This is a genomic window from Paraburkholderia adhaesiva (assembly GCF_021390575.1).
In the GTDB taxonomy this organism is placed as follows: domain Bacteria; phylum Pseudomonadota; class Gammaproteobacteria; order Burkholderiales; family Burkholderiaceae; genus Paraburkholderia; species Paraburkholderia adhaesiva.
Genome location: NZ_JAJEJQ010000002.1, coordinates 53,336 through 71,017, shown reverse-complemented (window position 1 = coordinate 71,017; position 17,682 = coordinate 53,336). Strand labels below are relative to the sequence as shown.

The window sequence follows — 17,682 nt, the reverse complement described above, 5'->3', positions numbered from 1 at the left end:
GCCTTTGCGGCGCCGTCCGCTTTTTGTTTGGACGCTCACTTATGCTCAAATTCGCCAATCAGTCTCACGCCCCGTCGTGGTACGCGGCCACCGCCAACGATTCGACTCGTCATCCCGTGCTGGAAGGCACGATCACCGCCGATGTCTGCGTGATCGGCGCGGGCCTGACCGGTGTTTCGGCGGCACTGAACCTCGCCGAACGCGGCTATAGCGTTGCGCTCGTCGAGGCGTCGAAGGTCGGATGGGCTGCGAGCGGACGCAACGGCGGACAACTGATTGGCGGCTTCGCCTGTGACATCGACGCCTTCGCCTCGTTCATGAGCGAGGACGAAGTGAAGCAGATCTGGGCCATGGGCCTCGAAACGCTCGACATCGTGAAGTCACGCGTGGCGAAACACAATATCGACTGCGCGCTCACGCACGGCTACTTCACCGCTGCGAACAAGCCGCGCGATGTCGATTCCCTCAAGCGCTGGTGCGACGAAGCAGCTTCACGTTTCGGCTACGACCGGTTCCAGTATGTCGACGCGAACGACGTCGGCCAGTACGTGCAATCGTCGCGGTATGAAGGCGGTCTCTACGATCCGGACAGCGGCCACCTGCACCCGCTCAACTACACGCTGGGCCTCGCGCGCGCCGCAGTCGCTGCGGGCGTGCGCCTGTTCGAGGACAGCGCCGTGACGCGCCTTTACGACGAGCAAGGCGGCCACGTTGTAGAAACCGCGCGCGGCAAGGTACGAGCGAAATTCGTCGTACTGGCCTGCAACACTTATCTTGGCAAGCTCGCGCCACAACTCTCGCGCAAGATCATGCCGGTGGGCACCTACGTGATCGCCACCGAGCCGCTCGGAAAGGAACGCATGGCCGCGTTGATGCCGGCCCAAGCGGCCGTGTGCGACAGCCGCTTCGTGCTCGACTATTTCCGGCCCGCGCCCGACACGCGTCTTCTGTGGGGCGGCAAGGTGAGCTATTCGACGTTCGAGCCGCGCGACCTCGGTGAGGCAATGCGGGGCGACATGCTGAAGACCTTTCCGCAACTTGCCGATGTGAAAGTCGATTACGCGTGGGGCGGTTTCGTCGACATCACGATGAATCGCGCGCCGCATTTCGGCCGGCTCAAGCCGACCGTCTATTTCGCACAGGGGTTCTCAGGACACGGCGTCAACACGACGGGGCTCGCGGGCAAGCTGATCGCCGAGGCCATCGACGGCCAGGCCGCGCGCTTCGACCTGTTCGGTAAGATCCGTCACCGCGATTTCCCCGGCGGAGCCCTGTTGCGAACCCCTGCCCTCGTGCTCGCAATGGCGTGGTATCGAATGAAGGACCTACTTTAATGACTGCAACTCTCGACGCCCAGGCGAGTTCTCTCGCCCGTAACTCCTACTACGAAGCAACGGTCACCCGAGCCGCTGACGACGATCCCGTGCTCGAAGGCGCGCTCGACGCCGACGTGTGCGTGATCGGTGCTGGCTTCGCCGGTTTATCCGTCGCGCTGGAATGCCGCGCGCGCGGATTATCGGTCGTCGTACTCGATGCACACCGGCCCGGCTGGGGCGCGTCCGGACGCAACGGCGGACAAACGCTCGTCGGCTTTGCCAAGGACGAAGTGCTCGAAAAACAACTCGGCGCGCAAGGTGTGCGCGCCGCGTGGGCGCTTTCGATTGAGGGCGTCGGACTCGTGCGCGAGCGCATCGAACGCTACGGCATCGACTGCGATTTCACGGCCGGTTACGTCACAGTCGCAACCAGGACCAGGCGCATACCCGACTTGCGCGCATGGATGGACGCCGCGCGCTCGCGCTGGGGTTATGACCGGCTCGAATGGCTCGATGCCGATGCGACGCATGCGCGCGTCGCATCGCAGCGTTATCTGGCAGGCGTGTTCGATCCGGTCTCCGGCCATTTGCACCCGCTCAAATACTGCCTCGGTCTCGCCGATGCAGCTCGCCGCGAAGGCGCACAACTCTTCGCACATACGCGCGCGCTGAAAGTCGTGCGCGGCGTGCGTCGTGTCGTGAAGACCGCGCGTGGCGAAGTGCGCTGCCGCTTTGTCGTATCGTGCTGCAACGCCGTGCCTGGCGGCGTGCTTCCGCCGGATGTCGCCGCACGCATTGCGCCGATCGCGTCGTACATCATCGCGACCGAACCGCTCGGAAAAGAACGCGCCGACGCACTGATTGCCGGGCGCGCCGCTGTCTGCGATAACAATTTCCTTCTCGACTATTTCCGTCTTTCCGCTGACCACCGCATGCTGTTCGGCGGCCGGGCCGACTCGACGGGCGCGTCGCCCGCGCAGTTGACCGAGACGATGAAGAAGCGCATGGCTGACGTGTTCCCGCAACTCACGGGTACGCAGGTGGACTATGCGTGGGGTGGCTTCGTTGACGTCACGCGCAATCGCGCACCGGACTTCGGCGTGATCGATCCGAACTACTTCTACGTGCAGGGTTTTTCAGGCCACGGCGTTGCGCTGACTGGCATCGCCGGACGCGTCGTCGCTCAGGCGATCGCGGGGGAAAGCGCTTCGTTCGATCTGTTCGCGCAGTTGCGGCATGCACGCTTCCCCGGTGGCCCCGCATGGCGGCGGCCCGCGGTCGAAATCGGCATGCTTTATCACCGGGTGATGGACATGCTGTGAGTTTGCGCTCGTGGAGCGTCAGGGAAGCGGCGTTAGGGTCCGTACAAGCGGTACCGCATGGGCCTGACGCACGAATTGCTCGCCGCGAGAATGGTGCGACTGCCCCGTAACCTGATTAGCCGACGACAAGATCAGGCAAATCCGGGGCGCCGCCCTGAAGTTGAACATCAATTCAATCGCGGTCTTCGCGGTCACGGCCGTGCCACCCGTGATCTCGCCATTCGTGATCTCGCCATTCGCGGCGACGCCATTCATGTTCACGCCACTCCCGCGCGCGCCAATCGCCGTCGCCATATCCGACCACGACAGGCGCCGGCGCATAGACGACGGGCGGCGGCGGCGCGACATAAACCGGTTCCGCCGGGGCATAGACGACACCCGGCAGTCCGATGCCGATTCCCACGTCAACATGGGCCGACGCCGCAGTCGATGCCACAAGGATGGCACCTCCGAGTGCCGCCACAACAAGCTTCTTGTTCATAGTGCTGCTCCTCGCAGATCAAGTGCGTTCATCGTGAACACGGCTCGGAGTTTAGGGTGGCGGTCTGGACGCAGGTGAAACGGCTATGCGAGATTGGTAACAGGCTGTGACGCCCGTACGGCTTTGGGTCGACGCGAAATATAAAACCCGGAATGGCGCTGGACAGCGCCTGGCGGAAAATAATTCCAACCCGAACGAACTCCGGATTTTCCCTGGTGTGCAACACCACTGTACGTTCCGGCCAACACATGCTTTGACTTTTCATCGTCACGGGCGTGAAATATACGTTTAGTAACATCGCGCCTTCCGATGATCATTGTGCACACAACAATCAGAATTTCGAATCGGATCGGCATTCACCCACGGGATTGAATTCTGTGTGAGCGTCGCTCGCACGACATCGCATACGCGTGGTGGCGCGAAGATCAGAGTGCATGGAAGGCGTGCGTTTATCCCTCCGCAGATGAGGGCAACTGTCCTTCACTATTTCGTTCTGTCCATACGGCGCAATGAAGTGCGGCGAATTGCCATGCGACTCAAGAATCAAAAGCGACTGACAACTGGAGACTCGCAGACAACTCGCCCGGCAGAAAAATGGCCGCACGGTCCGTCGCAACGCCCTCATTTCGTGAATCGTACCCGTCAGAACGCCCGGAAAGCGCCGTCGCAATGTTCCGCGCGTAGCGCGTCATGAAATCGACCGCGCGGATCTCTACCGCATTTCATGGTCGAGCCGCAACCCACGTCGCAGAAGAAATCGCTGTCGAAACACGACGGTTGAATCGTCGATTTTCGCCGCTACGGGATTTTTAACTGAAAGCAACAACAAGAGGTATTCATGAAACAGATCGATAAGTTGAATGGAGCACTCGGCGCCCGCTTGCGCGCTGCCTCGATGATGCTGATGCTCGCCGGACTGGCCCACACGGCCCACGCCGCAACGGAAATCCAGTTCTGGCATGCGATGGAAGGCGCGCTCGGCGATCGCGTGAACGACATCGCCCAGCAGTTCAACGCAACGCAAAGCCAGTACAAGATCGTTCCCGTCTTCAAGGGTACGTACGACCAGACGCTGGCCGCTGGCATTGCCGCTTATCGCAGTGGCGACGCGCCGGCGATCCTGCAGGTCTATGAAGTCGGTACGGCTACGATGATGAACGCGAAGCAGGCTGTCGTTCCCGTGTACGACGTCATGACGAAGGCCGGCATCAAATTCGACGAGAAGGCGTTCGTGCCGACGATCGCAAGCTATTACAGCGACGCGAAGACGGGCCATCTGGTGTCGATGCCGTTCAACAGCTCGACGCCGGTTCTCTACTACAACAAGGATGCGTTCAAGAAGGCCGGTCTGAATCCGGATGCGCCGCCGAAAACGTGGAGCGAAGTGGCCGACGATGCCGCGAAGCTCAAGAAGTCGGGCATGACGTGCGGCTTGACGACCGGCTGGCAAGGATGGATCCAGGTCGAAAACTACAGCGCGTGGCACGCTGCCCCGATCGCGACGCAAAAGAACGGCTTCGACGGCCTCGACGCGCAGCTCGAAATCAACAAGCCGCTGCAGGTCGCGCACATCGCTTTCCTGCAGAAGATGCTCGAACAAGGTACGTTCACGTACGTCGGCCGGAAAGACGAAGCAACGCCCAAGTTCTATAGCGGCGATTGCGGCATCATGATGGGCTCGTCGGGCACGCTCGCTAACGTCCAGAAGTACGCGAAGTTCCAGTACGGCACCGGCATGATGCCGTACGATGCGTCGATCAAGGGCGCACCGCAGAATGCAATCATCGGTGGCGCAAGCCTCTGGGTGCTCGGCGGCAAGAATCCCGATACGTATAAGGGCGTTGCCGAGTTTCTCTCGTACCTGAGCTCTGCCCCGGTCGCCGCGAAATGGCACCAGGATACGGGCTATCTGCCGGTCACGAAGGCTGCGTACGATCTGACCCGTCAACAGGGCTTCTACACGTCGCATCCGGGCGCCGATACCGCGATGATCCAGATGCTGAACAAGCCGCCCCTTCCGTTCACGCGTGGCCTGCGTCTTGGCAATATGCCGCAGATCCGTACGGTCGTCGACGAAGATCTGGAACAGGTCTGGGAAGGCAAGAAGACGCCGCAACAGGCACTCGATGACGCGAACACGCGCGGCAACGAACTGCTGCGCCGCTTCGAAAAGACCGCTAACTAAGCTGCGGGCAGGTGAATGGAACGTCGAACGCATTTTGGCGCGGGATTGCTGCCTTTCCTGTTGATTGCGCCACAACTCCTGATCACGGGCGTCTTTTTTCTCTGGCCTGCGGGGGTCGCACTCTGGCAGTCGATGTCGTCTCAGGATGCGTTCGGCATTTCAACCGAGTTCGTCGGTTTCGCGAATTTCCGGCACCTGTTTGCCGATCCGCTTTACCTCGATTCGGTTCGCACGACAGTCGTATTCAGTTCGCTCGTCACGACAATCGGTCTCGTCGTCTCGCTGTTCCTGGCGGCGATGGCCGATCGCATCAGCCGCGGCAAACTCATCTATCGGACGTTGCTGATCTGGCCGTATGCCGTGGCGCCTGCAATTGCCGCGGTCCTCTGGGCGTTTTTGTTTAACCCGAGCATCGGAATCGTGACGTTTTCGTTGTCGAAGGTCGGCATTACGTGGAATCACGCGCTGAATGGCACTCAGGCCATGACGCTTGTTGTCGTGGCCTCGGTCTGGAAACAGATCAGCTACAACTTCCTTTTCTTTTACACCGGTCTGCAGGCCATTCCGCGATCGTTGATCGAAGCGGCCGCCATCGATGGCGCGGGTCCGGTACGGCGCTTCTTTGGAATAGCGCTACCACTACTATCACCGACGACATTCTTTCTTGTGGTCGTCAATCTCGTCTACGCATTCTTCGACACGTTTCCCGTTATCGATGCGGCCACCGGCGGTGGCCCGGCTCAGGCGACCAAGACACTCGTCTACAAGATTTTCACGGAAGGTTTTCAGGGACTCGACATCGGTAGCTCGGGTGCCCAGTCGGTTGTCATGATGCTGCTCGTCGTCGGTTTGACCGTGATCCAGTTCCGGTTCGTCGAGCGCAAGGTGAAATACTCATGATCGAGAATCGCCGAGGTTTTGACCTGTTCTGCCACGCGATGCTGGTTGTGGGTGTGCTGATCATCGTGTTTCCCGTTTACGTCGCCTTTTGTGCTGCGACGATGAACGAGTCGGAAGTATTCACGGTGCCGCTGTCACTCGTTCCCAGTACGCACCTCTTCGAAAACATGCATACGGTGTGGACGCATGGCACCGGAAACGCCGCTTCGCCGTTCGGGAGAATGCTGGCTAACAGCCTGATCATGGCGCTGGCCATTGCGATCGGCAAAATCGCCGTATCCGTCATTTCGGCCTATGCGATTGTTTTCTTCCGCTTCCCGCTGCGCAAAGTTTCGTTCTGGCTGATCTTCGCCACATTGATGCTGCCGGTCGAGGTGCGGATATTTCCGACCGTCGAGGTCGTGTCAGCGCTGCATCTGACCAACACCTATGCCGGGCTGACGTTGCCGTTGACGGCATCGGCCACCGCAACCTTTCTGTTTCGCCAGTTCTTTTTGACGCTGCCCGACGAGCTTCTGGAAGCAGCGCGCATCGACGGTGCAAGCGCATTGCGTTTCTTCTGGGACGTGGTGTTGCCGTTGTCCCGGACGAACATTGCGGCGCTCTTCGTCATCACGTTTATTTACGGGTGGAATCAGTATTTGTGGCCAATTCTGATTACGAGCTCACAGACGCTGACGACATCGGTCGTCGGCATCAGAAGCATGATTGCGAGTGGCGATGCCGCCACCCAATGGCATCTGGTGATGGCGGCGACGTTGCTCGCGATGCTGCCTCCGCTCGTCGTCGTGCTCTCCATGCAACGGTGGTTCGTGAGGGGGCTGGTCGATTCCGAAAAATGATGGCTAAAGAGATTTTCATGATGGGTGAATCGGCATCGCGACAGGCTCGTCGCACTAGCGGATCTGGATTTCAAACGACTCATGTCGGATCGACACGGGAGTTCATCTGATGGCAACCCTGACTCTTGACCGCGTACGCAAGTCTTATGACGGCAAAGCCACGGTGCTGCACTCGGTCGACCTCAACGTTGCCGACGGCGAATTCGTGGTGCTCGTCGGTCCATCGGGCTGCGGGAAGTCGACGCTGCTGCGAATGGTCGCTGGTCTGGAAAGCGTGACCGAAGGCGCCATTTCGATCGGCGACCGGGTGGTCAACAAGCTGGAACCGAAAGACCGCGACATCGCAATGGTCTTCCAGAACTACGCGCTTTATCCGCATATGAACGTGGCGCAGAACATGGCGTACGGGTTGAAGATTCGTGGCGTGGATCAGCGCACGGTCAACGAACGCGTAACCGCTGCCGCGAAGATCCTCGAACTCGGCTCGCTGCTCGAACGTCTACCGCGCGATCTCTCCGGTGGGCAACGTCAGCGGGTGGCGATGGGGCGCGCGATCGTCCGCGAGCCGGCGGTGTTCCTCTTCGACGAACCCCTCTCGAATCTCGACGCGAAACTGCGCGTCCAGATGCGATTCGAAATCCAGAGGCTGCACCAGCGACTGCAGACTACGAGCTTGTATGTCACGCACGATCAGATCGAAGCGATGACCCTTGGGCATCGGGTTGTGGTTATGAACGGTGGTTACATCGAACAGATCGGTGTACCCAGCGAAGTGTATGAAAAGCCTGCGAGTTTGTTCGTGGCGAGCTTCATTGGTTCTCCGGCAATGAACCTGCTGCGGGGCCGCGTCTCGGAGGACAGCCGCTTCTTCGAGGTTAGTGGCAACGGGCCACGCCTGCCCCTCGACTCAGGGTTCGATCACACTGTCGGGGAGCGAAGTTCACAGAACGAGAACTCCATCGTCAGCCGACTCGACGCCGGACGGGAATATACGCTCGGTATTCGCGCGGAGCACATTGCCACTGTGCCAGGTGCGAAATCGGTAGCGTTGACGGTCGAGTCGTGCGAACTACTGGGCGCAGACAATCTCGTGCATGGCCGATTCGGAGATCAGGAAATCGTCGTTCGTCTTGCGGCCACACATCGGCCGCGTGCGGGCGAACGAATGGAAGTGGCGTTGCCATCTCAGCATTTGCACTTTTTCGATTCGGCGACCGGCTTGCGTGCTTCATGAGCGCCCTGAATAAACCACACGAAGTGATGCACGCAATGGCCTCAGCACGCTGAACGAGTCGCGCCTCGCAACGCTAAAAACGGCGGGCCTGGGAATTCTCGTTTATACGGTCAACGATCTGGAGCGATGCGCGCAATCTGGCAGCGCGAAGTGTCGATTCGATATTTCAAAATCGAATTGATGAAATGAGCGAATTAGTGAAATAGCTGGTGACCTTTCCGGTGACCTGTGACCGGATAAGGACCATCTGGAAGACGACGCGAACTCGCGGCGGATTGTCACTTTTTGCGCAGCCTTAGCCGCGCATCGTCGCAAACCAAACGTTTGCGCGTTGAACGGAATTGTTGTTCCAGCAAGCGTGTCGCATCGGTGCAACACAAAGTAAGTCAGTCATACAGAAGCTGACATGTAGCTGCTAGCATCGTGCCGCTGGTACAGGTTCATTAGCAAGCCAAAAAAGGTTTGGAGAATCCAATGAAACCATCTTGTGCCAGAGAGTTCAGGCTATTCAATTACTAATCGAATCATCGGGGTTTTCACGCTGATTGTGGCCTGTCCACAATAGCCCGATGTTATTTGGAAAAAATATACAGATGAAATTCACCAAGACCACCGCGGCCGTTCTGGCACTGAGCGCATTCGCTGGTGCAGCTCACGCGCAAAGCAGCGTCACGCTCTACGGCCTCGTCGATGCAGGCGTGCTGTATGTGAATAACAAGCAAGTCAGCGCCACCGTTAACCCCACCCACGGCAGTGGGCTTGTGGCTATGAGCCAGGCGAATTCGTCGCGCTTCGGCTTGAAGGGTGCTGAAGACCTCGGCGGCGGCCTGAAGGCGATCTTCACACTCGAAAGCGGTTTCACAACCGCCACCGGCGCATCGGCTCAAGGCGGCCTGCTCTTCGGTCGCCAGGCGTTCGTCGGTCTGAGCAGCAACCAGTTCGGTACGCTGACGTTGGGTCACCAGCGTTCGGTGGTCGCCGACATGGTCGGTATCCTCCAGTCGGGTGACACGTGGGCCGGCTCGGGCACGAACTTCGGTACGCCGGTGGGTGATGTCAGCAACCTGAACACGACCAACCGCCTGAACAACGCGATTCGCTACCAAAGCCCGATTTACTCGGGTCTGCAAGCTGGCTTCCTGTACAGCCTCGGTGGCCAAGCGGGTAACTTCACCGGCAATCAGATCCTCGAAGCAGCCCTTGCCTACAACAATGGCCCGATCGTGGCGGGTGCAGGCTACACCTTCACGAAGAATCCGTACTACGCATCGTTCGGCACGGTTGCCGGTGCTTCGGTGCCGGGGACGGTCGGGACGACGGCCTCGGGCAACAACATGTCCAGCCCGATCTGGCAAGGCTATGCGTCGGCTTCGTCGCTGCAAGTGGCAACGGTTGGCGGTTCGTACGCATTCGGTCCGGCAAACATCGGTCTCGTCTACACGAACACGCAGTTCGGTGGTCTCGGTAACGTTACTGCGACAGGCGGGAAGGCCACTGCGGGGGCGACTGGCAAAGCAACGTTTAACACGGGTGAAATCAACGGAACGTACAACCTGACCCCGGCACTGCAACTGGGCGCGGCGTACATCTACACCCATAACAGCGGTGCGAGCAACGCGGTTGACGGTGCGCACTACAACCAGTTCAACCTGGGTGCCACATACGCGCTGTCCAAGCGCACCTCGGTCTACGCACTGGGCTGGTACGAGCTGGCTTCGGGCACGGATTCGACCGGCGCCAAGGCCCGCGCTCAACTGGGTTCGGGCTCGGGTGCATCGGCCAACAACAAGCAAGTCGCAGCAATGGTCGGCATGACGCAAAAGTTCTAATTTTGCGTGACATGGCAACCGGTACGCCGGTTGCCAGTCCGGCAGCTAACTGCATCGGTCTTTTCCTCCGGGAAAAGACCGATTTTTTTTGATCTCTTTACGATCCCGCAGTGCCAGTCCGCTACCGGGATATGGCGTTGCCGGCCAACGACAAACGACGCGTTGCTACGAATCAGTAAGTGACGAGCGTCGGCGGCTCATTCAATTTTTTTGCCCTCTTCACGATCCCGCAATGACACGATCGCTGCCGGGATGTGGCGTTGCCGGTCAACGACAAAAGACGCGTTGCTACGCACCACCGAGTGACGAGCGTCGGCGGCTCATTCAATTTCTTTGCCCTCTTCACGATCCCGCAGTGCCACGTCCGCTACCGGAATATGGCGTTGCCGGCCAACGACAAAAGACGGGTTGTTACGCACCACGGAGTGACGAGCGTCGGCGTTTCATTCAATTCGACGCAAGCAGCCACCGATAACCCGCTCTGAAATGAAAAAGCCCGCGCTTTTGAAAAGCGCGGGCCGAGATCAACTGGCAAGTTCAGGCCGTTCAGCCCGGATCAAGCGTCATGCCATCGACAGCGAAGGCTCGATGCAGTCCAGCTGAACCGCCAGGTTATGTCAGCGTGCCATAACGGGCATAGGAGCAGCGCGACCCAGTCCAATCGGAAGGATCTCGCGGCCGTACGTTTCGAGCAGCATCTCGCCTGCCGACAGATAGAAGGCCAGGATGGCGGTGAGCATACCTGCGTAGCCGCCTGCCATGTGCAGGGTCGCAGAGCCCGTGAAGTCACCAGCGGCCAGAAGGAAGAAGGTGATCCAGAGGACAAGGAAGATGGCCTGCAGAACCTTCGGCGAACGGAACGTGGCAAGCCACATGTAGAAGGTGAACACACCCCACAGGCAGAGGTACCAGCCCACGAAGGTTGCCGGCACCTTGTCGTGCAGGAACAGCACGAAGAGCGCGAACGACCACCAGAATGCGCCGTAAGCCGTGAACGCAGTGGCACCGAACGTGTTACCGCGCGGCAATTCCATCACGCCAGCAATCATCTGTGCAGTGCCGCCGAAAGCGAGGGCGACGGCCATCACCATGCCCATTGCCTCACCCGAATACCATCCTGCGTTGACCATGCTGAGCAGCCACGTCGTCAGCGCAAAGCCTGCAAGGCCGAGAGGCGCCGGATTGGGGAATTTTTTGATTTCGTTTGCCATGCTTACTGTCTCCTTCCTTGTGGGATTGTCATCCCGGTGATTAACGCTTTTATGCTTTGAAGCTCACGGCCCGAGCCGTTACACGTTTTCCACGAGCTGATCGAGAATCGCCGGATTTTCCAGCGTCGAAACGTCCTGCGTGATCGCCTCGCCCTTCGCCAGCGAGCGCAGCAGACGCCGCATGATCTTGCCCGAGCGCGTCTTCGGCAGGTTCTCGCCGAAGCGGATGTCGCGCGGCTTGGCGATCGGTCCGATCTCCTTGCCCACCCACGCACGCAGATCGTTGGCGAGTTTCACGGCGTCGTCACCATGCGGACGCGCGCCCTTGAGCACCACGAACGCCACCACCGCCTCACCCGTCGTGTCGTCCGGACGACCCACCACCGCCGCCTCCGCCACCAGCGGATTGGCCACCAGCGCCGACTCGATCTCCATCGTGCCCAGCCGGTGACCCGACACGTTCAGCACGTCGTCGATGCGGCCCATGATCGTGAAGTAGCCCGTGTCCTTGTCGCGCACGCTGCCGTCACCGGCCAGGTACAGACGCCCGCCCAGTTCCTCGGGGAAGTACCCCGAGCGATAGCGCTCCGGATTGCCCCACACGTTGCGGATCATCGCCGGCCACGGGCGCTTGACCACCAGAATGCCGCCCTGACCGTTGGGCACGTCCTGGCCCGTTTCATCGACGATCGCCGCCATGATGCCCGGCAGCGGCAGCGTGCACGAACCCGGCACCAGCGGCGTCGCACCCGGCAGCGGCGTGATCATGTGGCCGCCCGTCTCGGTCTGCCACCACGTGTCGACGATCGGGCAGCGCGCGCCGCCCACGTTCTCGTAGTACCACATCCACGCTTCCGGATTGATCGGCTCGCCCACCGTGCCGAGAATGCGCAGCGACGAGAGGTCGTAGCTCTTCGGATGCACCTTCGCATCGGCTTCCGACGCCTTGATCAGCGAGCGGATCGCCGTGGGCGCGGTGTAAAACGTGGTGACCTTGTGCTTCGCGATCATGTCCCAGAAGCGGCCCGCGTTCGGGTACGTCGGCACGCCCTCGAACACCACCTGGGTCGCACCGATCGTCAGCGGTCCGTACGCGACGTAGCTGTGGCCCGTGATCCAGCCGATGTCGGCCGTGCACCAGAACACGTCGCCCGGCTTCGAGTCGAACGTCCACTTCATGCTCTGCGCGGCCCACAGCAGATAGCCGCCCGTGCTGTGCTGCACGCCCTTGGGCTTGCCCGTCGAGCCCGACGTGTAGAGGATGAACAGCGGATGCTCCGCGCCCACCGGCACCGGCGCGCACGTGTCGCTCTCGGCTGCCGAGACTTCGTGCATCCAGTAGTCGCGGCCCGCGTGCCACGCGACCTTGCCGCCCGTGCGCTGGTACACGATCACGCTGTGCACCGCTTCGCAGCCGCCCATCGCGAGCGCTTCGTCGGCGATGTTCTTGAGCGGAAGCGCCTTGCCGCCGCGCATCTGCTCGTCGGCGGTGATGAGCGCCACGGCGCCCACGTCGACGATGCGCTCGTGCAGCGACTTCGACGAAAAACCGCCGAACACCACCGAGTGCGTCGCGCCAATCCGCGCGCACGCCTGCATCGCGACGATGCCCTCGACGGACATCGGCATGTAGATCACCACGCGGTCGCCCTTCTTCACGCCGCGCTTCTTCAGCGCATTGGCAAAGCGCGAAACGCGGGCGAGCAGGTCCTGGTAGGTGATGTGGGTGACGGTGCCGTCATCGGCTTCGAAGATCACCGCGACGCGTGCACCATTGCCGGCTTCGACGTGACGGTCGAGGCTGTTGTATGAAGCGTTGAGTTCGCCGTCCTCGAACCACGTGTAGAACGGTGCGTTCGATTCGTCGAGCACCTTCGTGAACGGCTTCTGCCACGTCAGGGTCTCGCGCGCGAGGCGCGCCCAGAAGCCCTCGTAATCGCGTTCGGCTTCCGCGCACAGCGCCTGGTAGGCGTCCATGCCGGACACCGTGGCACTCGCTACGATTTGTGCGGACGGCGCGAAAACGCGGTCTTCCCGCAGTACGGATTCCAACATTTGATTGTCTCCATCATCTGTTCTACCGCTGCGTGAGCGATAGCTACCTTATTTATTGGTTACATCTAAACTGCAGGCGACTCTTGTTTTTATGGCGTGTCGCGTCACGTATTGATAACCGCATTCACTTACCTCAAACTTACGCGCCCTCCGTCGGAACGCCGTGGTTTGATCTGCACACGGTTCACAGCGAGGGACGTAGCGTCGCATTAGCGAGTCGTTGAACGCGTATAGACCACGCAACGATGTGCGCGGCCACACCTGTTTCAGCACGCTCGTTCTGCCCGGCATCGTGCACGTTGCGCACGTTATCAGTGGATCGTCCGCATTGTTTGCAATGCGCCGGACGATCGCGCAGGCGTCGAAATCCAGCGCACCGTTTCAGCGTCGTAGACAGTCCAGTGATCGCCATCCGGCTCCGCGCGTGTTAGCGAAGCAACCTCCAGCGCGACGCTCAGCGCACACGCGAATGTCATGTCATCCATCACCGCAGTACGATCGATCGATTCCGGGTAGCCGTGCGCGCCAACGCGCTCCCAAAGCTCGCGCATGATGTCGAACGCCCACTGGCTGAAGTTGAAGACCGGCTCCGGACCGAGGTCGGGCAGATCGAATGTGGCTTCGATATAGCAAAGACCCGGCGCACCGTTTGCAACGGTCAGCGCACCTGTGGAATCGCATGCGAACGCGAAAGTCATCGCGCAGTTGAGCTCTCCGTTCACGTCGCGGATATCGCTATGCAGATCGAAGGCCTGCAGCGGAATGCACCGCCAGTCGTCCGTGTCGTCCTGCGCACGATGGACATTGCGCAGCGTGGCGTAGACGCAGGCATGAAGGCGCGAAACGAATACGGCGAGACCGCCGTTTCCGCCCCACCCAGCACACGCGGGCTCGGCGAAATACGAACCGTCACGCCGATGTACGCGGCGCACGACGATCCAGAGGGCGAAAGGCGCGATGTAGTCAGTCGGCATCGGGCAAATGGGTGAAGTTAGTAGAGTCTTAAGCACGCAAACAGGCGGCTGAGACGTCGCCACCACGCACGGCGATTGCCCGGAGCGGGATCCATCGATCCCTGCCTGTTCGCCCGAAGCGCTGCGGCAACGTCTTCTCCGAGCCAGAACGTGCTTGTGATTCGTCGGCTATCGGCTGCGGGCGTGTCTAGTTCCCGCGTCAACGGCGTACTTGAAGCCGGCGAACGCGGTCTCGCGTGTTCCGGGTGCTTTTTCATCTTCGCCATAAACAACACATGTTCAAGAAGCACCCATGCTTGACGGTAAGTTGTACTTTGTATGCAACCGGCGTCTTGTTGCGCGACACTCTGAGCCCTTTCATCGTCGGACATGAATCCGAATTCGTCGACCGGAATGCTGTAGTCAACATCGCTGTGCCCCACATCGCTGTGCCCCACAATGGCTCCCGCTGGATCGAAACGGCGAAAATGCATCGGACCTATAGCCCAAGGCCGATACGCACTCCGAATCATATTGGTTGGATTATCCTGCACAGGATAAATATTACCCGGCATAAATTAGCACATAATTCGGCAACCTCGCTTTCTCGAAATTCGACGCTTGATCGCCATACCTCCTCGCCGCGGGTGACGCCCTTGCTGCGCAATCGCTCCGGCTGAGATACGCTGGCGAAATCGCCGCCAGGCGCCAGGCGGGAAACGCATTGCCTGCGCACGACATCGCGGCAACGTCGCCTCAGTCATCCGCTTTCGCACAAGGAGCAACAGCAATGGACTACGTCAGATTCGGCTCGACCGGCCTGGAAGTTTCGCGGCTGTGTCTCGGTTGCATGACCTACGGCGTGCCCGGGCGCGGCACGCATCCGTGGACGCTCGACGAAGACGCCGCACGGCCGCTCATTCGCCAGGCGCTCGACGCCGGAATCAACTTCTTCGACACCGCCAACACCTACTCGGACGGTACATCCGAGGAAATCGTGGGCCGCGTGCTGCTCGACTCCGTGAAGCGCGACGACGTCGTGATCGCGACGAAGGTCTACAACCGCATGCGTCCGGGCCCGAACGGCGCGGGCCTTTCGCGCAAGTCGATCTTCGCGGAGATCGACAACAGCCTGCGTCGCCTCGGAACCGATTACGTCGATCTCTACCAGATCCATCGCTGGGATTACTACACGCCGATCGAAGAGACGCTCGAAGCGCTGCACGATCTCGTGAAGGCGGGGAAAGTGCGCTACATCGGCGCTTCGTCCATGTACGCGTGGCAGTTCAGCAAGGCGCTCTACACGTCGTATCTGAACGGCTGGACGCCGTTCGTGAGCATGCAGGATCACCTGAACCTGCTTTATCGCGAGGAAGAGCGCGAAATGCTGCCGCTGTGCGCCGATCAGGGCATCGCCGTCATGCCGTGGAGCCCGCTCGCACGCGGGCGCCTCACGCGCGACTGGAACGAAACGAGCGAGCGCGAGCGTAGCGACGCCTATGGCAAGCGGCTCTACGAAGCCACCGCCGATTCCGATAGCTCGGTTATCGGTGCCGTCTCGGCGGTTGCGAAGGCGCGCAACGTGTCGCGCGCGCAGGTTGCGCTCGCGTGGCTGCTGCAGAAGCAGGAGGTGACTTCGCCCATCATCGGCGCCTCGAAACCGCTGCATCTCGAGGACGCCGTCGCGGCGCTCTCGCTCGATCTCACCGACGAGGAGGTCGACGCGCTCGAAGCACCGTACGTCCCGCACCCGGTGGCCGGACACGAGTGAGCCGCGACTCCGCCGTGTCAGTCTGCCCCGTCGGTCAGACGGCGCCGGCCAGCATCGCGCGCACCACGCGCGCTAGCGTCGCCATCAGCGTGTCGGCAACGTCTGGCGGCGCCTCGGCGTAACCCAGCAAAAAGCCGTTGTAGCGCGCGATGCCCGGACCGGGGAGGCAGTATGCGCTAAGCGGCGACAGATTGAGGCCGTGCGCGTGCGCGGCCTCACTCACGTCGATATCGCGCAAAGGCACGTCGAGGCGCACGGTCAGATGCATGCCGCCAGCGTCGGCGGACACCGTCACAATTCCCGCGAGATGCCGCTCAATTGCGGCAACCAGACCGTCGCGGCGCTGCTCGTAAAGCTTGCGCATGCGACGCAAATGCCGCGCAAAACGCCCACTTTCGATGAACTCGGCCAGCGCCATCTGCTCGGCCACGCGCCCTTGCCGCCAGAGCGTGCCGATGGCCTTCGCAACCTGCTGCGCCACGCCCTGCGGCACCACCATGAAGCCGATGCGCAACGCCGGAAAGATCGTCTTGCTGAACGTGCCGAGGTAGACCACGGGCGTGTCGTCGGCCAGCCCCTGGATCGACGGCAGCGGCGGGCCGTCGTGGCGCAGTTCGCTGTCGTAGTCGTCTTCGATGATCCAGGCGCCGCACGCGCGAGCATGCTCGATGAGCGCGAGGCGGCGCTCGAGGCTCAGCACGCTGCCAAGCGGATACTGATGGGACGGCGTGAGATACACGAGCCGCGGCGGTGCATCGCGCCAGTCCGCCGCACTCGGCGCCATACCTGTTGCATCGACGCTCACCGGCACGAGTTGCAGCCCTGCTGCCAGCATGGCGACGCGCGCGCCGAGATAGCCGGGATTTTCGATCCACAGGCGTTCGCCCGGATCGGCAAAGAGGCGCGCGCACAGGTCGAGGCTCGACTGCGTGCCATCGGTGATGAACACCTGTTCCGGCTGGCAACGCACGCCGCGCGACACGCGCACGTACTGCGCAATCGCCTGACGCAACGCCGGATGGCCCGCGCTGTCGCCGTAGCTCATATCGCTCGCGCGCAGACGGCGCATCGCACGTTCGACCGACGTGCGCCATTGCACGAACGGAAACGCGTCGAGCGCGGGGCCCCCGGGCCGCAACGCCGTGACGCCGCCGGGGCTGCCGCGCCGCGGCGGAAGTTCGCGCACGCGGCGCGAAAGAATCGGCCCACTTTCGCTGGCCCGCTCCGCATGCGTTTGCAGCGACACAGCGCCGTGCGTCACCGCATTGACGATCGAACCGTGGCGCGTGGCCGTTACGAATCCCTCTTCCACGAGCCGTTCGTACGCGTAGAGCACCGAATTGCGCGCGATGTCCAGTTGCTCGGCGAGCGCGCGGCTTGACGCAAGCCGCGTGCCCTCACCGATATCGCCATCAAGAATCGCGCGGCGCAAACTCTCGTACAGCAGGTCCTGTTGCGTGAGCTTGCGTGCCGTGCGGCGCGCATAGGCCGCCATCATCAAGGCGTAGTCCAATCGGTGGCTCCATGAATTCTCGCTGTCGTTGGACTAACAATGGTGCCACAGTTCGCTTACGCTTGGTTCT

Annotated in this window: 13 protein-coding genes; 8 read left to right on the top strand and 5 right to left on the bottom strand. The window is 61.1% G+C overall.

Annotated features, from left to right (window positions below):
• Positions 1 to 41 precede the first annotated feature (41 nt).
• Both L0U80_RS15670 and L0U80_RS15665 read left to right on the top strand, forming a co-directional pair.
• Complete coding sequence (locus L0U80_RS15670; protein ID WP_233866283.1) at positions 42 to 1,334, top strand: NAD(P)/FAD-dependent oxidoreductase; 1,293 nt, start codon at positions 42 to 44, stop codon at positions 1,332 to 1,334.
• Positions 1,334 to 2,638 (top strand): NAD(P)/FAD-dependent oxidoreductase, encoded by a 1,305-nt coding sequence (locus L0U80_RS15665; protein WP_233866281.1) that lies wholly within the window; start codon positions 1,334 to 1,336, stop codon positions 2,636 to 2,638. Before L0U80_RS15670 ends, L0U80_RS15665 begins: the two co-directional genes overlap by 1 nt.
• Positions 2,639 to 2,810: 172 nt before the next feature.
• Here the strand turns inward: L0U80_RS15665 and L0U80_RS15660 are convergent, their stop codons facing one another.
• Positions 2,811 to 3,119 carry a hypothetical protein gene (locus tag L0U80_RS15660; protein WP_233866278.1) on the bottom strand — a complete coding sequence of 103 codons (309 nt, stop codon included), beginning with the start codon at positions 3,117 to 3,119 and terminating at the stop codon, positions 2,811 to 2,813.
• Positions 3,120 to 4,014: 895 nt separating this feature from the next.
• Here L0U80_RS15660 and ugpB point away from each other — a divergent pair.
• The 5 genes from ugpB to L0U80_RS15635 all read left to right on the top strand — a co-directional run bounded on the left by ugpB (position 4,015) and on the right by L0U80_RS15635 (position 10,109).
• Entirely contained in the window at positions 4,015 to 5,304 is a 1,290-nt protein-coding gene (gene ugpB / locus L0U80_RS15655; protein WP_233871342.1) for a sn-glycerol-3-phosphate ABC transporter substrate-binding protein UgpB, read from the top strand.
• Positions 5,305 to 5,319: 15 nt separating this feature from the next.
• Entirely contained in the window at positions 5,320 to 6,204 is an 885-nt protein-coding gene (gene ugpA, locus L0U80_RS15650; protein ID WP_233866275.1) for a sn-glycerol-3-phosphate ABC transporter permease UgpA, read from the top strand.
• Positions 6,201 to 7,046 (top strand): sn-glycerol-3-phosphate ABC transporter permease UgpE, encoded by an 846-nt coding sequence (ugpE, locus tag L0U80_RS15645; protein ID WP_233866272.1) that lies wholly within the window; start codon positions 6,201 to 6,203, stop codon positions 7,044 to 7,046. The genes ugpA and ugpE overlap by 4 nt, the downstream gene beginning before the upstream one ends.
• Before the next feature lie 109 nt (positions 7,047 to 7,155).
• Positions 7,156 to 8,280, top strand: a complete 1,125-nt coding sequence (locus L0U80_RS15640) for a sn-glycerol-3-phosphate import ATP-binding protein UgpC (RefSeq protein ID WP_233866270.1) — start codon at positions 7,156 to 7,158, stop codon at positions 8,278 to 8,280.
• A 593-nt stretch (positions 8,281 to 8,873) separates the two neighbouring features.
• The gene (locus L0U80_RS15635; RefSeq protein ID WP_233866267.1) at positions 8,874 to 10,109 is read left to right on the top strand and encodes a porin; all 1,236 of its coding nucleotides are present in this window, start codon (positions 8,874 to 8,876) and stop codon (positions 10,107 to 10,109) included.
• A 617-nt stretch (positions 10,110 to 10,726) separates the two neighbouring features.
• Here L0U80_RS15635 and L0U80_RS15630 read toward each other — a convergent pair.
• The 3 genes from L0U80_RS15630 to L0U80_RS15620 form a co-directional block, all read right to left on the bottom strand.
• Positions 10,727 to 11,320 carry an acetate uptake transporter gene (locus tag L0U80_RS15630; protein ID WP_233866264.1) on the bottom strand — a complete coding sequence of 198 codons (594 nt, stop codon included), beginning with the start codon at positions 11,318 to 11,320 and terminating at the stop codon, positions 10,727 to 10,729.
• 78 nt (positions 11,321 to 11,398) lie between these two features.
• Positions 11,399 to 13,375, bottom strand: coding sequence for an acetate--CoA ligase (acs, locus tag L0U80_RS15625; RefSeq protein ID WP_233866261.1), 1,977 nt, complete (start codon positions 13,373 to 13,375; stop codon positions 11,399 to 11,401).
• A gap of 311 nt (positions 13,376 to 13,686) precedes the next feature.
• Positions 13,687 to 14,349, bottom strand: a complete 663-nt coding sequence (locus L0U80_RS15620) for a hypothetical protein (protein ID WP_233866258.1) — start codon at positions 14,347 to 14,349, stop codon at positions 13,687 to 13,689.
• A gap of 769 nt (positions 14,350 to 15,118) precedes the next feature.
• Between L0U80_RS15620 and L0U80_RS15615 the strand changes: the two genes are divergently transcribed.
• Positions 15,119 to 16,099: an aldo/keto reductase gene (locus L0U80_RS15615; RefSeq protein ID WP_233866255.1), complete on the top strand. Its 981-nt coding sequence runs from the start codon at positions 15,119 to 15,121 to the stop codon at positions 16,097 to 16,099.
• Positions 16,100 to 16,133: 34 nt separating this feature from the next.
• Here the strand turns inward: L0U80_RS15615 and pdxR are convergent, their stop codons facing one another.
• Positions 16,134 to 17,612: a MocR-like pyridoxine biosynthesis transcription factor PdxR gene (gene pdxR / locus L0U80_RS15610; protein WP_233866251.1), complete on the bottom strand. Its 1,479-nt coding sequence runs from the start codon at positions 17,610 to 17,612 to the stop codon at positions 16,134 to 16,136.
• Positions 17,613 to 17,682 lie beyond the last annotated feature (70 nt).

Coding starts and splice junctions, on each gene's coding strand:
- acs (WP_233866261.1), bottom strand. CDS start 13,375: ATGTTGGAATCCGTACTGCGGGAAGACCGCGTTTTCGCGCCGTCCGCA.
- L0U80_RS15670 (WP_233866283.1), top strand. CDS start 42: ATGCTCAAATTCGCCAATCAGTCTCACGCCCCGTCGTGGTACGCGGCC.
- L0U80_RS15660 (WP_233866278.1), bottom strand. CDS start 3,119: ATGAACAAGAAGCTTGTTGTGGCGGCACTCGGAGGTGCCATCCTTGTG.
- L0U80_RS15620 (WP_233866258.1), bottom strand. CDS start 14,349: ATGCCGACTGACTACATCGCGCCTTTCGCCCTCTGGATCGTCGTGCGC.
- ugpE (WP_233866272.1), top strand. CDS start 6,201: ATGATCGAGAATCGCCGAGGTTTTGACCTGTTCTGCCACGCGATGCTG.
- L0U80_RS15635 (WP_233866267.1), top strand. CDS start 8,874: ATGAAATTCACCAAGACCACCGCGGCCGTTCTGGCACTGAGCGCATTC.
- L0U80_RS15615 (WP_233866255.1), top strand. CDS start 15,119: ATGGACTACGTCAGATTCGGCTCGACCGGCCTGGAAGTTTCGCGGCTG.
- L0U80_RS15630 (WP_233866264.1), bottom strand. CDS start 11,320: ATGGCAAACGAAATCAAAAAATTCCCCAATCCGGCGCCTCTCGGCCTT.
- L0U80_RS15665 (WP_233866281.1), top strand. CDS start 1,334: ATGACTGCAACTCTCGACGCCCAGGCGAGTTCTCTCGCCCGTAACTCC.
- L0U80_RS15640 (WP_233866270.1), top strand. CDS start 7,156: ATGGCAACCCTGACTCTTGACCGCGTACGCAAGTCTTATGACGGCAAA.
- ugpB (WP_233871342.1), top strand. CDS start 4,015: ATGATGCTGATGCTCGCCGGACTGGCCCACACGGCCCACGCCGCAACG.
- ugpA (WP_233866275.1), top strand. CDS start 5,320: ATGGAACGTCGAACGCATTTTGGCGCGGGATTGCTGCCTTTCCTGTTG.